Consider the following 15329-nt stretch of genomic DNA (forward strand, 5'->3'; position numbering starts at 1 on the left):
GCACCTTGGGCCAATTGACAAAAATAAGAAAATACCGAGCAAAGTTAATTATTACCTTGATCAGTTAGGGTTTCAGACTTTATCATCCGAAAAAAAACATCTTTCGGAGATAAAATGCGCTGCCTTGTGATTTGCTTCATGGTTTTATTTGCGCCAATGTGTTTGGCAGAAACCGATGCGACCGCGACAAGCTGTAGCGTGGAAAAAGCCGCCAAACTGGTTTCGCTGCAAGGCAGTTTATATTACGACGCCGGCGCGCAAGGACAATGGCAGCCGGCACAATTGGAGCAAACTCTTTGCGAAGGCAGCCGGGTTAAAGTCGAAGCGTACAGCCGCGCATCTTTGTTACTTCCGAACGGCATCACGCTGCGTTTGGCCGAAGGCACCGTCTTGACCTTAAACGGCATCGCCCCCAGCCAGCCCACTTTAGTCGATTTGCTGAAGGGCTTTGTGCATTTCATCAGCCGCACACCCAAGCAGTTACAAATCACCACGCCCATCGCCAACGCCGGCCCGGAAGGCACCGAATTTGCGCTACGCGCCGATGATGCCAGCGCCGAATTGTGGGTCTACGAAGGTGCGGTGCGCTTTTTCAATACCTACGGCGACATTCACCTGAAAGCCGGCGAAGCGGGTCAGACCTTGTTGGGCCAGGCCCCGCGCGCGCAAATCGATCTTAAGCCCGCCGATGCGGTGAATTGGGCTTTGTATTACCCGCCGCTATCAGCCTATGCCGAGCCGAACGCCCCGATAACTCCGGCTCTGCGTGCCGCGATTCAGAATTATCGGCAAGGCCGGATCGATTTGGCGCTAAGCGCTTTGGAGCGGACACCCCCCGCTGAACAGTCGCCAGAATTTTTGAAAACCCGTGCAGCAATCAGGCTGACAGCCGGGCAAAGCCAGCTGGCGATGCAAGACATTCAAGCCTTGCGAACCAGCAACGCGAATGACGCGGACGCTTCGGCTCTGGAAAGTATTCTGGCGCTGACTCAAAATCGCAAAGCCGACGCACTGAATCTGGCCGAGCGCGCAGTGACGGCAAATCCGCAATCGGCAACCGCTTACTCAGCGCTGTCCTACAGCCAACAAGCCGGCTTCGAACTGGAAAAAGCCTTAGCAGCGGCGCAGCGTGCCAGCCAGTTGGCACCTGACGATGCGATGACTTTGGCGCGGCTGTCCGAGCTGCAATTGGCGCTGGGCTTGCGCGAAGAAAGCGCACAATCGGCGACTAAAGCCTTTATGCTCGACCCGAATCTGGAAAGAACCCAAACCGTACAGGGCTTTTCGCATTTATTCCGAGTAGATACTGCCCAAGCCATGCGGCATTTCGAATCCGCCGTCCAATTGGAGTCTACCGCGCCTTTACCGCGCTTGGGCTTAGGTCTAACAAAAATCCGCAGCGGCGACCTGGAAGCCGGCCGCCGCGACCTGGAAATTGCCGCTATTCTGGACCCGAACAATTCCCTGTTACGCAGCTATCTGGGCAAAGCCTATTACGAAGAAAAACGCCCCGCGTTGGCCGGCGATCAATTCGACTTGGCAAAGCAACACGACCCTAAAGACCCAACGCCTTATTTTTACGATGCACTGCGCAAGCAAGCCTTGAATCGTCCAGTCGAAGCACTGCACGACATGCAACAGGCTATAGAGCTGAACGAAAACCGCGGCGTATACCGCTCGAAACTACTGTTGGACGAAGACGCCGCCGCCCGCACCGCCAACTTGGCACGTATTTATAACGATCTGGGCTTTGGCCGGGTAGCGTTGAAGGAAGCCTGGAAGTCCTTGGGCCAAGATGCCACCAACCCGTCGGCTCATCGTTTTCTATCGGACTCTTACGTCGGTCAACCCCGCTACCGCGTCGCCCGCGCCAGCGAGTTGTTGCAGGCGCAACTGTTGCAACCGATCAATATCACCCCGGTACAACCGCAACTGACCGGCGAGAATATCGGCGTGCTTAACAATACGGGTCCAGGCAACTTGTCGGCTAACGAATACGATACCTTATACACCGGCAACGGCGCACATATGGTCCTGAACGGCGCTTACGGTAGTCGAGAGACCAAAACCGACACTGCCGTAATCTCAGGCGTATACAACAAGCTGTCGATGAGTCTGGGGCAGTTTCATTACCAAACTGACGGATTTCGTCAAAATGACGATTACCAGCAAAACATTTACGATGCCTTTGCGCAATATACCTTCACACCTGACTTTAGCCTGCAAGCCGAGTTGAAATCGGAAGAACTAGGCGCTGGCGATGTGGCGATGCGTTTAAACGCATCGCACGATGCAACGCTGAGGGAAACCATCAAACAGGATACGGCGAGGATTGGCGGACGTTATCGAATCAATCCCGAACAAGATATTATCGCTTCGGGATTTTATACCTCCCGAAACGACACAACCAGCAATCATTTGGTTGATCTTAGTTCATCGAGACCACTCAATTGGAATATTTCCGACCCAACATCTGGAACAAAAAGTAACGGTTACCAAACTGAGTGGCAATATTTGTTTCACCCGGACAATTTCGAACTGATCGCAGGTGTTGGCTATCTTAATTTAGATAACCACTTCAATTATAATAATAACATCAATTTTTTTGTGCCCCCCCCATTATTAAGAAACTCCAGCACCCAGCAACAATATAACACTGACCGATTTAACGGCTACATTTATTCTAAACAATATTTATTGCCCGGAGTAATAACAACCATAGGTATTAGTTATGACTCGGTGAATAACCAGATCAATGATTTCCAATCGATAACACGAGACTCCAACGGCAGGAGCAGAACCTTTCAAAGTAAACCAAATATGTTGAGCCGAGACCAATTCAATCCAAAATTCGGCATCACCTGGAACCCATTCGACAACCTCACGCTACGCGGTGCAGTGTTTAGGACTATGAATCGTCAACTAGTGGCCAATCAAACCATAGAACCCACCCAAGTTGCCGGCTTTAATCAGTTTTTTGACGAAAACACCGATGCAAGAGCTTGGCGCTACGGATTGGGAACGGATTACCAGCCTATACAAAACATATTCTTGGGCGGTGAAATTAGTTGGCGGGATAGTCAACAACCGTTTTCGGACAATGGCCTTATTGCCAACCAAAACCGAGCAGAGTCATCTCATCTCGCATACTCATACTGGACACCAACGGAATGGATGACACTTAAATCTGAATACCGATTCGATGCAACTGATAGAAGCTACACCGCTCGCAGAACGCAGTCGAACTCTCCGCAAAATGTGGAAACGCATCAAGTCCCCATCTCATTAAATTTATTCCATCCCGTTGGTCTATTCGCGAGGATTAGTGGCACCTATGTTAATCAACACGTTGCCAGTGTCAGCAGTTCAGCTATCAATCCCTTAGATTATCGCAGTGAAGATTTTTGGACATTCGATACCGCCATAGGTTATCGGATGCCGAGAAGGTTGGGTACAATTAACTTTGAGGTAAGAAACTTATTTGATAACAAATTTAACTATCAAAGCAATTTCGACGCCAGCGGCCCACAAATTAGTCCGTTCATACCTGAACGGCAGCTATTCGTAAAACTCAGTTTATTTTATTAATTTAACTGCGAGAAACTTTAATCTATAGGAGAAATAAAATGAATATAAGAACTGCGTATAAAACCAGTTTGGTACTAATTTTGAGCAGCTTGTTAGTGGTAGGATGCTCTGCGATTAAGACATTCCTCGAAAAGCGCGTAGCTTTGGCTACTGGCGTCAATTTCGAAACAGGAAAAATCGTAGCACTGAATCCCGAGTCGGGCAAAGAAGTGGCGGCCTGCATCCAAAGTGCTGGTGACCGCGTCACCGATAAATCAAGCTCTGGCAACGCTACAAAATGTACTGTTGAATTACTTGTCAGCGACAACAATCCTGAATTGACAAACGCATTGGAACTTAGCAAAAAATTGATACAGGGCGAAATCAAGAAAAATGGTAAAACCAAATCGGCTCGTTTTGTCATCTCGGTGACCACTTTATACGAAGGCTCTGATTGCAATGTTGTGTACTCCGGTGGAAATCAATACGAGAATTGCAACGACAATGAGCGCTGAGTATCCCACTCAAGTATCTGTCCAATATTCGTCAACATAGACCACTATTGGCCGAACCAACAGTAATAGATTCTGATTCCGCCTGCGGTCTTTGGCCGTGGCGGATAGGTTTCTATAAATCCTGATGAAGCACCTTTGCTACCGTGCGTTAGTTGTTGCCATGCTTGCACTGACAGCGGGAAGTCTTAGCAACACATTGACTGATCTTGAACTTTCAATGGGTCTCGACTGGTTGTTCGATATTCGCGGCCCCCAAAAACCACCCTCTGACGTTGTAATTGTCGCAATGGACGAAACATCGGAAAACCGGTTGGGCGTCGGTCAAGACCTGACCCGCTGGCGTCGGTTTCACGCAGATTTGATCCGGCAATTGCATAAGCAGGAAGCGAGTTTGATTGTCTTCGACCTGCAATTTATTCGTCCCCACCCTGCCGACGACCAAGCCCTTGCCGCCGCCATGCGAGCCGCCGGGAATATTTTACTGGTCGAATGCGTACAGAAATTTCGCCACGGCGACCAGGATTTTTACGGGCGCGAGGAATGTTCCGACACGAATAGCTTGCCGGCAATTTCCCGGGAAGGCGATTCAAATACCGAATTACCCGAGCAACTAGTGGCAATGCGCAAAGTGCCACCGACGCCAACCATAGCCGATGCGGTTATGGATCATGCACCGTTTTTCTTAATCAATGACGCGACCTCTACCAGCGTTCGCGAGGTCTGGACTTTTTTCGACGCTTTAGCCGAAACGCCGAGTATGCCTGTGTTGACTTGGTATTACCATCAAGTCCAAGCGCGCAAGCTTCCAGTCACCCCTAGACCTATTTCCAGTTGGTTGACCGAACAACGACGCAATTGCCAAAACAACACCAATGAGCCACCGGTTGATTCGTCACAGAAACGCCTATTGGGCAAAGCCATCTGCCAAGGCGACAGCCGCTATCTCAATTACTACGGCCCGCCGCGCACATTCAGAATGGAATCTTACGCCGATGTTTACGAAGGCAAGGTTGAAGACTTAAAAGGCAAAGTGATATTCGTCGGCCGCGCCAACCGCCAATTCTCGCCGGGCAAATCGGACTTTTTTCCAACCCCCTATTCCGATTCGCATACCGGCAAAATGGCCGGCGTGGAGATCATGGCCACGCAATTCGCCAATTTACTGGAAGACAGTTTTATCGAAATCCCGGCGCCGGGCTGGATAATTTCCAGCGTATTTGGTTTGCTTGTCGCCTTGTTGCTATTCAGTTTTGCCGGCTGGCCCGGTATCGTCCTCAGCCTGGTGTTTGCCTCGGCTTACGCCAGCTCGGCTGTCTGGTTGTTTGGGCAGCGCCACTGGTGGTTGCCAATCGCCGGGCCCTTATTGATTCAATTGCCATTGTCATGGTTGCTCAGTTTGGCCTGGTCGCGTTACGACTTAATGTGCGAACGGGGGCGGATACTTGAATTCGTCAGTAGAGTGTTTCCGCAATGGGTCGGCATGTTGCCCGCGGCGCCGGGACAATGGACCGAAAGCGCTAACGCCGGCATCGCTAAAAGCGAAAAAGATGTTTCCGGCTTGTGCCTAGCCACCGACATCGAAGACTACACCGCCATCGCCGCCCAACATTCGCCCCGGGAAATGTGGACGCTGTTGAATACCTATTACCAGGTGCTGGGGCATCCGGTAGTGTCCCACGACGGTGTCATAGCCGATGTGACCGGCGATGCGATGATGGCGGTGTGGTTCGATGCGCCGGCAACGCAGCAACGCCGCGCCGCCTGCTTGGCCGCGCTGGAAATGGCCGCGGCGGTGGCGTCGTTCAACCTCTCCTCCAGCCAGGAGCCACTCGCCACCCGCATCGGCTTGCATGAAGGGGATCTAACGCTGGGCAGCCTGGACGCCGGCAGCTCCAGTCATTACCGGGCTATTGGCGATACGGTCAACATTGCGTCGCGAATTCAGGGGGTGAACAAGTATTTAGGTACGCGGATTCTGGCAGCGCAGAGCATCGCAGCCGACTTGGAGAGCATTGTTACCCGACCGGTAGGTACGTTTCGCGTCGTCGGCCGTGCGGAGCCATTGAATCTAGTGGAAGTCGTCGGAAAAATCAGCGGCGATCCCCCATCGAACAAAATGCACGCTCTGTTTGCCGACGGTTTGGCCGCATTCCAGGAAGGCCGGTGGCCGGAGGCTACTCGCTTATTCCAAGCGGCACTCGCCCTCGACGCCAACGACGGACCCAGCCGTTTTTATCTGCAAAAAGCTTTGCACTATAGTGAAATGCCGCCTTTGGCATGGGACGGAATCGTGGTGTTGGATAGCAAATAAGCCGTAGCAGCGACACCTAAAAATGGCGTTCCAGCAGAACGATCAGATGGTCTTAGCCGCTTTCAACGGTGGAGTATTGAGCCCAGTCCGGCAATTTCATGAGCCAATTCGATACTAAAGCGTGTCAAGCAACGGCTTTGCGCAGCGACACTGGCTTCAGCGCCCTTACCTGCCGCTTCGCTGCATTCGAAGCGTTTGCCAAGCACGACTTGTTCGGCTTTTTTTAACTGCCATTGCACGGAGAAGCGGTTTTGGCCGCTGGCGGTTTGATGTAACTCGAGAATATCAAAGCTGATTTGGTAATCGATAGCCTGACGCGGTGTCCAGGGATAGCGAACCACTTGGTCTATGCCCAATTGTTTGGCTAAAGAAAGCCGCAAAACCCGGGCAATATTGTCATCCAGACGTTCAGCCCAGCGATGTTGGTCGTCCAATTCATATTGATGCTCGCTCAGCGCAGTGACTAGCTGCGGCCTGTCCAAATACGCCGGCAAATGAATCGGGCCTAAGCCCAACACCGTATCGGCCGGTAACACGGCGGCAACAGACGGCGTGTCGGTTTCGGCGCTCAACATGTAAAACTGCACCGGCTGACTACTGCAAGCGGTCAACAACAGCGCTGAAAGCAGCATTGGCAAATAAATTATGTGTTTCATATTCATCCGGTTAAATCTATTAACAACCCAATCTATTTGCCGTATATCAACGACTCCGGCCGCCGCTCCAGCGACTCGGTCAAATCCTTCAAGGACCGTGCGGCATTGCGCATTTCCACCAAGGCTTGCCCGAGTTGCGCATCCGGCGCGGCCAAGGTTTCGACAGCGGTCAAAGCGTTTTGCGAGCCTTCCATCATCTTGGTAGCGGCGTTCAGACTTTGTTCGGCGGCTTGCAACACTGGCAACAATTCCTGATTGAAATCGTGCAAGGTGGTGCGGGTATCGCTCAAAGCGCCATTAGCGTTGCTCATTAACGGTCCGATCTGATTGTTTAGCGTCGCCATCAAACGCTGAGTTTCCTGCAAGGATTTAGCTAAAGCAGCCAACGATTGCTTGGTGTCGTCGGATTGCAGCAAACTACGCATTTCGCTGAGGGTATCCGCCAAATTCTTCATCATCTCCTCGACCGGCAATTGACGCGCGCGATTGAGAATTTCATCGGCGGTATTGCGGATTTCGTCGACTGTGGTCGGCACGCTGGGCAGCTCGGGTAGGTTTTTATAATCCAGCTTAATCAGATTGACCGGTTTATCGCTATAAAAATTAAGATCGACATATAACAAGCCGGTCAGCAAACTCTGCGTCTCCAGACGCCCCTTCAAGCCCGCGTCTATCAGCCGTTGCGCGTCCTGCATCCGCTGTTTTTTGCTGTGGCCGCCGGATTGCTGTACTGACAAATCTTGCAGCAAGGCCGGATCGATTTCGATCACCACCGGCTTGAAAATCCGGCCGGTTGCAGAATCCATTACTAAGGAGATTTCGTTGACGTTGCCGATCTGCACACCCTGCAATTTAACCGGCGCGCCGACATTCAAGCCATTCAACGCCGAGTCGAAAAAAATCACGAAGCGTTTTTTATCTTTAAAAAAGTCGCTGCCGCCAAAGATCATCACGCCCGCCGTCAGCAGGATCAACGCGCCGACCAAAAACGCGCCGATGGCGAGTGGATTGGCTTGTTTGCTCACGCCGGACTCCTCATGTGTCGATGATTGCTATTTTGCTCGGTTTGGTCGCCGCGATTTAAAAATCGAATCACGTTGGGGTGTTTGGATTCGTGCAGCAGTTTTTGCGGGGAACCACCGTCAATATTGGTACGGGTTTCGGCATCCAGAAATACCGAGTTGTTGCCGATCGCAAAAATACTGTCCAGATCGTGGGTGACCACGACGATGGTGGCCGACAAAGCACTACTCAAACTTAGAATCAAATCGTCCAGCAATTTGGCGGTGATCGGGTCCAAGCCGGCCGACGGTTCGTCGAAAAACAATATTTCCGGATCCAAGGCCATGGCCCGTGCCAGACCAGCGCGCTTTTGCATGCCGCCGCTGAGTTCGGAGGGATAATAATCTTCAAATCCGGCCAAGCCGACCAAAGCTAATTTATAGGAGACAATCTCCCGCACCTTTTTAGCTGGCAACTGGGTGGCTTCGGTAATCGGCAGCGCCACGTTTTCGGCTAAGGTCATCGAGCTGAGCAAAGCACCGCTTTGAAACAACACGCCGGTGCGTGCCAGAATTTGCTGGCGGGCTTTGGGATTGGCTTGCCAGAGGCCTTGATCGCCATAACAGACATCGCCTTTTGCCGGGGACTTTAAGCCTATCATATGCCGTAACAAGGTGGTTTTACCGCAGCCGTTACCACCCATGATGATGAACACGTCGCCACGATTGATCGTAAAATTCAGATCGCGCTGAATCACGAAATCGCCGTAAGTCATGGTTAGATTTTTTACTGTAATGCAGGCCTCGGCCATCGTTAAATCCCCAGCCGGTTGCAAATGATGGTCATTACCGAGTCGGCAACGACGATAAACACGATGGCCGTGACCACCGCCGAGGTGCCGGCATCGCCCACCGCCGAGGCACTGCGGCCGCATTGCATGCCGCGCATGCAACCCGATAGCGCAATCAAAATCCCGAACACCGAGCACTTCACAAAACCGATTATAAAATCCTTCATCTTCACGGCATGGGCGGTGCGGTCCAGATACTCGGTCAGCGACACGTCAAAAAAATTCACCGTCACAAAGCCGCCGCCGATGATGCCCATCAAATCGGCATAAAGACATAAAAGCGGCATGATGATGATCAAGGCCAACATGCGCGGCAACACCAGAAACGCCATCGGGTCCAGGTTCATGGTTTTTAACGCATCGATTTCGCTGTTGACGTGCATCGTGCCAATCTGCGCGGCATACGCGGCGCCGGTGCGGCCGGACATAATAATGGCCGTCATCAAACCGCCCATTTCCCGGGTCATACCCAGACTAACCAGGTTAGCAATGTAAATTTGCGCGCCGAACAAAGACAACTGCACCGCGCCGACGAAGGCCAGAATCAGCCCCACCAACAAGCTGATCAAGGTGACGATAGGCAACGCCGACGGCCCGCACTCTTGAATATACAGCCATAAATCCTGGCGGCGAAAGTGGGCTTGTCCGCGCAGCGTAGCGAAGATGCTGATCATCATTTCCCCGACAAAAATCAACATCTCCTTGCCATGCTGAATGGCTTTGCCGGTGCTGACCGCCAAAGCCTGCGACCACGACCTCTGGGTTTGCTCGCGGTGCGCATCGACGCGCTCCGGCACGGCGGCAACCAGAGCCAACAAGCCTTGAATCGATGCCGGCAAGCTGGTCTTATCCACAGCCACCTGTTTTTGCTCGGCGTAATCAATTAGCTTAATTAATTCCGTCACCAACATGCTGTCCCAACGGCCAAGCGCCGCCGTAGACACGACAATTTTTTCGATAGCCTGGGTTTCAATCTGCGCGAGTATGGGTTCCAAAGCGGGTAATTGCGCATCCAGCACCCAGTCTCCGGACAGCGAGATTTCCAAAGTCTTTGCCTGGCGAATCGCGCTGATGGCGCAGCTTGGAGCACTATTGATGGCTGGCGGTAGGATTTTTGACGTTTTCATCCCTGTTGATACTGATAAAACTTAGCCGCAAGTATGCGCAGAACACCGACGCATGGCAATAGCCGACTGAGAAGTATTTTTCCTAAAAATTGCCGGGAGCAACTGCTCTGACTGAATAGCCCTGCATCTTCAAAATCGGCATGTCGGCAGCAAAAAGCTTATCAGTATCTATCAAATTTTCGCCAATTCGCGCGTTTCCCAGTCGGCCTTGATTTGCAAAATTTGCGGTTGGATGTCCAGAAAACAGGTCACCATCGCCGGATCGAAATGCTGCGCGGCGCCTTCGCGGATAGTCGCGACCGCCTTATCGACCGGCCATGCTTCTTTATAAGGCCGGCGCATGGTCAGCGCGTCGAACACGTCGGCCACCCCGACGATACGCACCGATTCGGGAATATTGAGGTTAGCCAGCCCATTCGGGTAGCCGGTGCCGTCCCATTTTTCGTGATGCGACAAGGCCACTTCGGCCGCCAGTTTAAAAATCGGTGCATCGCTTTTCGATAGAATATCGTAACCAATCTGGCAATGCCGGCGCATGATGCGCCATTCGTCTTCATCCAGCGCACCCGGTTTACTCAGTACCGCATCGGGCACGCCGATTTTGCCGGTATCATGCATCGTCGCGGCAAACTCCAGCAATTCGGCATCGGCACACGTCCAGCCGACATTTAAGGCCAAGGCTTTAGCATAAGCGGCCATCCGCCAAATATGTACCCCGGTATCGTTGTCGTTATAGTGGCCGGCTTCGCCCAACATATAGATGGCGTCGCGGTGGCTTTTTTCCAACTGCGTCGCTCTTACCAATGATAAATGGGTTTTTACTCGCGCCCGCACCAGACTGGGTACAACAGGCTTACTCAAGTAATCCACACAACCCACCGCAAACCCTTGCTCTTCATCGCCCAAGTCGGATAAAGCCGTGACGAATATGACCGGGATGGTTTCGGTGACCGGATCGGCTTTCAAAGCCCGACAAACTTGGTAGCCGTTCATATCCGGCATCTGAATATCTAGCAAAATTAAACTCGGCCGGTGTTTGGCAACTGCCAGCAGGGTTTCCTCACCGTTACGCGCAAACACCAAACGATAGGTAGGCTCCAGAATTTCACGAAGTATCGCCAAATTCGCGGGTTCGTCATCCACGATCAAAATCGGATTATTAGGCATGGGTATCTTACTGTTTTGGTATATCGAGCTGGCTTATTAACGCCAGAACTAAGCTTTCAGCTTGCCGAAAATTATAGTCGCGAATTTGTGTCGTGAGCGGCGCCAATAACTCGGCATCCACCAAGCCCGCCAATTTCAGCAATAGGCGCTCGGCATGACCGGGGTTATCTTCATCCAGCGCCGTTAACAATTCGCTTAACAAGGGTTTGATTCCATCGGGCGCCTCGCTGTGAGCACTATGGTCAAGCGGTGACAGGGAGTTTGCGCTTAAGTTACCGATGCTGATGATCACCACGTCAAGCGCCTGTTGCAGCGCTGCGGCGGCCGCAGCCAACGGCTGACTGTGATGCAAGGCCGTTTCCAGTTCGACGCTGCGTTTGGCTACCTCGGTCAGAGCCAAACCGTAAGCCGCGCCTTTTAACTTGTGCGTCAGGGTGGCAAGCTCGGCAAGTTGACCTTGCTCGGCAGCGACACTAATGTCCCGTCCGGCTGTGCGATACTGCTCGACAAAGCGTGCCAGATAGGCCTGGTAAAGATCGCGCTTATGCCACATTTTTAGGCCGGCGTTAACATCGATTCCCGGCCAATCGTCTGGGTCTGGAGTTGTCGGCACAATGAGTGGGGCGGATTGGCCGCGGGGAATTAACCCGTCATCCAGATCGCCGGATGCCAGCCCCGTCACTCCGAGCGGCGAATTGTTTCCTGTCCAACGCCTGATCAAAGCCAGCATTTGCGGTACGTTAAAGGGCTTGGCGATAAAATCGTTCATACCGGCTTCCAGCGCTGCTTCCTGCAAGTTTTTAAAGGCGCCGGCCGTGAGTGCCAGGATAGGTAAATCAGACCACGCCGGATTTTTGCGTATCCGCCGAGTGGCGGCATAACCGTCCATGCGCGGCATTTGCACATCCATCAATACCAAATCCACAGCACCAGGGTTTTTAAACAACCAATCCACCGCGTCTTGGCCGTCGCACGCCAAGCTGACTTGCGCGCCCTCCGACTCCAAAATGCGCCTCGCCACTTCGCGGTTGATGTCGCTATCGTCCACCACCAGTATTCGCAGACCTTGCATACGTGTGCCTGCCGAATTGCACGATTTATCCGGCAAAACTGGCAGCGGCGGGGATTTCGACAATACCGCCGCGACGGCGTTATACAATGCGGAAGGGGTTACCGGTTTGCTCAATATCCCCTCGACATACTTCATGTCGGCATCAACCGCCAGCAGTTCCCGGGAATAGGATGAGCTGATCATCAAGATAATGGCTATACGCGGCTGATCTGCGTTAACCGCCGCCAATGAAGCGCGGATAGCTTTTGCTATACTCGTACCGTCGACATCCGGCATAGGCCAATCCAGCAGCAGCACGTCATAAGGCTCGGCGCGTTCCAGACTGGCGAGCAATTCGACGATTGCCGCCTCACCCGAGTCGACGGCGTTGGCATACCAATCAAGACTTCGCGCCGAGGTATTGACGGCTTCGCGCGTAGTCTCACAATCATCGACCACCAGCAATTTCAAATGGTGCAAATGCGGGAGAGACTGCGCCGGATTGCAGTCAAGATGCCGCTGCAACCGCAGGACAAACCAAAATTCGCTACCTTGGCCGGCTACGCTGTTTACCCGCAACTCGCCCCCCATCAAATTCACCAGCTGGCGACAAATTGCCAAGCCAAGGCCGGAGCCGCCAAAGCGGCGGCTGATTGTATTATCTGCCTGGGTAAAGGCGGCAAACACATCGTCCAATTGCGGTTCGGAAATACCGATACCGGTATCGCTGACGGCAAAGCGCACCGCCACCGTATCGCCGCTTTGCCAATCATCGACAGTCACGCGCAACACGACTTCGCCGCGTTCGGTAAATTTAATCGCGTTGCCGAGTAAATTAATCAAGACTTGTTGAATGCGCAGGCCATCGCCGATCAGAGCATCGACACCAGCCGGCGGGATAATGATCAATTCCAGATTTTTGTGGTCGGCTGCCGCCGCCATCAAGGCCGCAAGGTGATCGAACATATCGCTGAGCCGGAACGGCAGGTTTTCGATCTCCAGGCGCCCGGCCTCGATTTTGGAAAAATCCAGAATATCGTTAATAATCGCCAATAAAGAACGCCCGGCATCACGAATTTTCCGCACCAAACTGCGTTCTTCTTCGTTCAGCGTGTGTTGTTCCAGCAAATAACAAAACCCCAGCACCGCATTCATCGGCGTGCGGATTTCGTGGCTCATATTCGCCACAAAACTGCTTTTTACCTGCGTCAAATGCTCTGCGCGTTGCAAGGCTTGGTTGAGCTGTTCCGTGCGCTGTTCGACCAGGTTCTGCAAATGATCCCGATATTGCAGCAATTCCATTTCCTGTTTTTTCCGCACGCTGATGTCCTGTACCGTGGCCACCCGATACATCACCTTTTGCTCGGCATTTTTGACGCTGACCAAATCCACCGACACGTCAAACTTAGAACCATCCTGGCGCCGATAAACCGATTCGTAACGTATTTTGCCGAATTGGTCGGCTTCATGCAGACGCTGTGCGGCTGATTCGACGTATTCCGGCGCGTACAGGGACAGAATGAGTTGGCCTTCAAACTGATCGGCGTTGTCGTAACCCAGCATCTCGGCAAACGCCGGATTGCAGGTTACCAGGCGGCCGGTCTCGGGGTTGCCTATGGCTATACCGTGCCCGCAATAGCGGAAAGCATCGATCCAACGCTGCTTTTCCGCGGCCGCGAGCTTGGCTTCGGTGATGTCTTGTACGGTCCCAATCAAGCGCCAGGGTTGACCATCGGCCGTGGTCTCCAGTTTGGCTTTGGACAACACCCAACGCTGCTGTCCTTGCGGAGTACAAATACGGTATTCCAAACCATTACCGCTGTTACCCGCCAAACAGTCCTGATGCCAGGCGCGTCTGGCGGCACGGTCATCGGGATGCACCGTTTCCAACAACTGCTCCATGGATAAGGCTTGATCGGTTTCGGGTGATAGGCCAAATACCCGAAAGGTTTCTTCGCTCCACATCGCTTGGCCGCCAGGTAGGTAGCGAACCCAAGAACCAATATGAGCCACGGCCTGAGAATCTGCCAGCAGCCGTTCTTTTTCTATCAGGCTTTGCTCGATTTGCCGGCGTTCGGTGATGTCTAAGACAATACCTCGATAGAGTAAAGGCCGACCTTTCTCATCCAACTCTGGTTGACCACGCGACATCAGCCAACGCTCCCGGCCGTCGACTAGTGCGGCAAGCCGCCATTCCACGTTCAACTCGATATTTTGCTGTACCGCTTGGTGAATTGCCGCTTGTGCGATGGCGCGATCATCCGGACGCACAGTGGACAGCCAGACGTCGTAGCTTGCTTGGCAAGCAAACGGCTCCAAGCCATACAGGCGCCACAAACCTTCATCCCATTGATTTTCGTTGGTCTGTAAATTCCACTCCCAGATACCGGCGTTGGCAGCGCGAAGTGCTTGGTTCAAACGCCGGTGGTTAACCTCCGATTCTAAACTGGCAATGCGCTGCAATTCGGCTTTGGAGCGGCGCAATTGTTCGAAAGCCAGATTAAACGACAGCCCCATCAAGGCAAAAATCGCCGTGGAATAGTAATAGCGCACGTCCGCAATGTTAAAACTTCCCTCAGGCGGGATAAAAAAATAGATACCCATTGAAACGGCCATCGCGGTAGCAAGCAGGCCGCTAAGCACTCCTCCCAAGTAGGCACTTAAAAATACCGCCGGATAAAACAAACTCCAGGTCAGGGGCGACAGCGCGGACCATAGCGACCATTGCAGCAAGCCGGCGGCAATAGGTATTGCCACTGATAGAACTGAAGTCAAGTGGATGGGAATTCGTTGGAAGCGGATCTGCAGAAAACGCTCAGCATGCCGATTTCGCTGCTGGTTAAACCTGAGCGGGTCGAAGAATTTAATCAGCGTGTCCTTAATCACCGCGATAAACCCTGCGACATTCAGCCGTTGCGCAACGCATAAAAATGCAAAAGTTATCCATGCAAAACAATGCCGGCGCCACTTTATTAGCAATCCTGCAGCAATTCAGGTGTGTAGCTTCCAGTCTAAAAGAAACTAACGAATGCACCGAGTTGTCGACAGTCACAGGATCAGACCCGGTGTATTGCCAACGCTGC

General features: G+C 52.5%; 9 protein-coding genes. 3 read left to right on the forward strand and 6 right to left on the reverse strand.

Going from position 1 to position 15329, the window contains the following annotated elements:
• Positions 1-156 precede the first annotated feature (156 nt).
• The 3 genes from ACMXD4_RS13115 (at position 157) to ACMXD4_RS13125 (ending at position 6393) form a co-directional block, all read left to right on the forward strand.
• Positions 157-3588, forward strand: a complete 3432-nt coding sequence (locus tag ACMXD4_RS13115; RefSeq protein WP_415878364.1) for a FecR domain-containing protein — start codon at positions 157-159, stop codon at positions 3586-3588.
• 38 nt (positions 3589-3626) lie between these two features.
• Positions 3627-4082: a hypothetical protein gene (locus tag ACMXD4_RS13120; RefSeq protein WP_033158794.1), complete on the forward strand. Its 456-nt coding sequence runs from the start codon at positions 3627-3629 to the stop codon at positions 4080-4082.
• A gap of 160 nt (positions 4083-4242) precedes the next feature.
• Positions 4243-6393 carry a CHASE2 domain-containing protein gene (locus ACMXD4_RS13125; RefSeq protein ID WP_415878365.1) on the forward strand — a complete coding sequence of 717 codons (2151 nt, stop codon included), beginning with the start codon at positions 4243-4245 and terminating at the stop codon, positions 6391-6393.
• Between the two features lie 62 nt (positions 6394-6455).
• On the opposite strand, the gene ACMXD4_RS13130 is transcribed toward ACMXD4_RS13125, so the two are convergent.
• From ACMXD4_RS13130 to ACMXD4_RS13155, 6 genes are all read right to left on the reverse strand, one after another.
• Positions 6456-7049 (reverse strand): membrane integrity-associated transporter subunit PqiC, encoded by a 594-nt coding sequence (locus tag ACMXD4_RS13130; RefSeq protein ID WP_415878366.1) that lies wholly within the window; start codon positions 7047-7049, stop codon positions 6456-6458.
• Positions 7050-7081: 32 nt separating this feature from the next.
• Positions 7082-8074, reverse strand: a complete 993-nt coding sequence (locus ACMXD4_RS13135) for an MlaD family protein (protein ID WP_415878367.1) — start codon at positions 8072-8074, stop codon at positions 7082-7084.
• Positions 8071-8826 (reverse strand): ABC transporter ATP-binding protein, encoded by a 756-nt coding sequence (locus ACMXD4_RS13140; protein ID WP_415878368.1) that lies wholly within the window; start codon positions 8824-8826, stop codon positions 8071-8073. The genes ACMXD4_RS13135 and ACMXD4_RS13140 overlap by 4 nt, the downstream gene beginning before the upstream one ends.
• Positions 8827-8864: 38 nt before the next feature.
• Complete coding sequence (locus tag ACMXD4_RS13145; protein ID WP_171695159.1) at positions 8865-10028, reverse strand: MlaE family ABC transporter permease; 1164 nt, start codon at positions 10026-10028, stop codon at positions 8865-8867.
• Positions 10029-10199: 171 nt separating this feature from the next.
• A complete protein-coding gene (locus ACMXD4_RS13150) occupies positions 10200-11195 on the reverse strand; it encodes an HD domain-containing phosphohydrolase (RefSeq protein ID WP_171695158.1) in 996 nt (331 codons plus the stop codon).
• Positions 11196-11202: 7 nt separating this feature from the next.
• Complete coding sequence (locus tag ACMXD4_RS13155; protein WP_415878369.1) at positions 11203-15003, reverse strand: response regulator; 3801 nt, start codon at positions 15001-15003, stop codon at positions 11203-11205.
• Positions 15004-15329 lie beyond the last annotated feature (326 nt).

It is taken from the genome of Methylomonas sp. TEB (assembly GCF_047777895.1).
Classification (GTDB): Bacteria; Pseudomonadota; Gammaproteobacteria; order Methylococcales; family Methylomonadaceae; genus Methylomonas.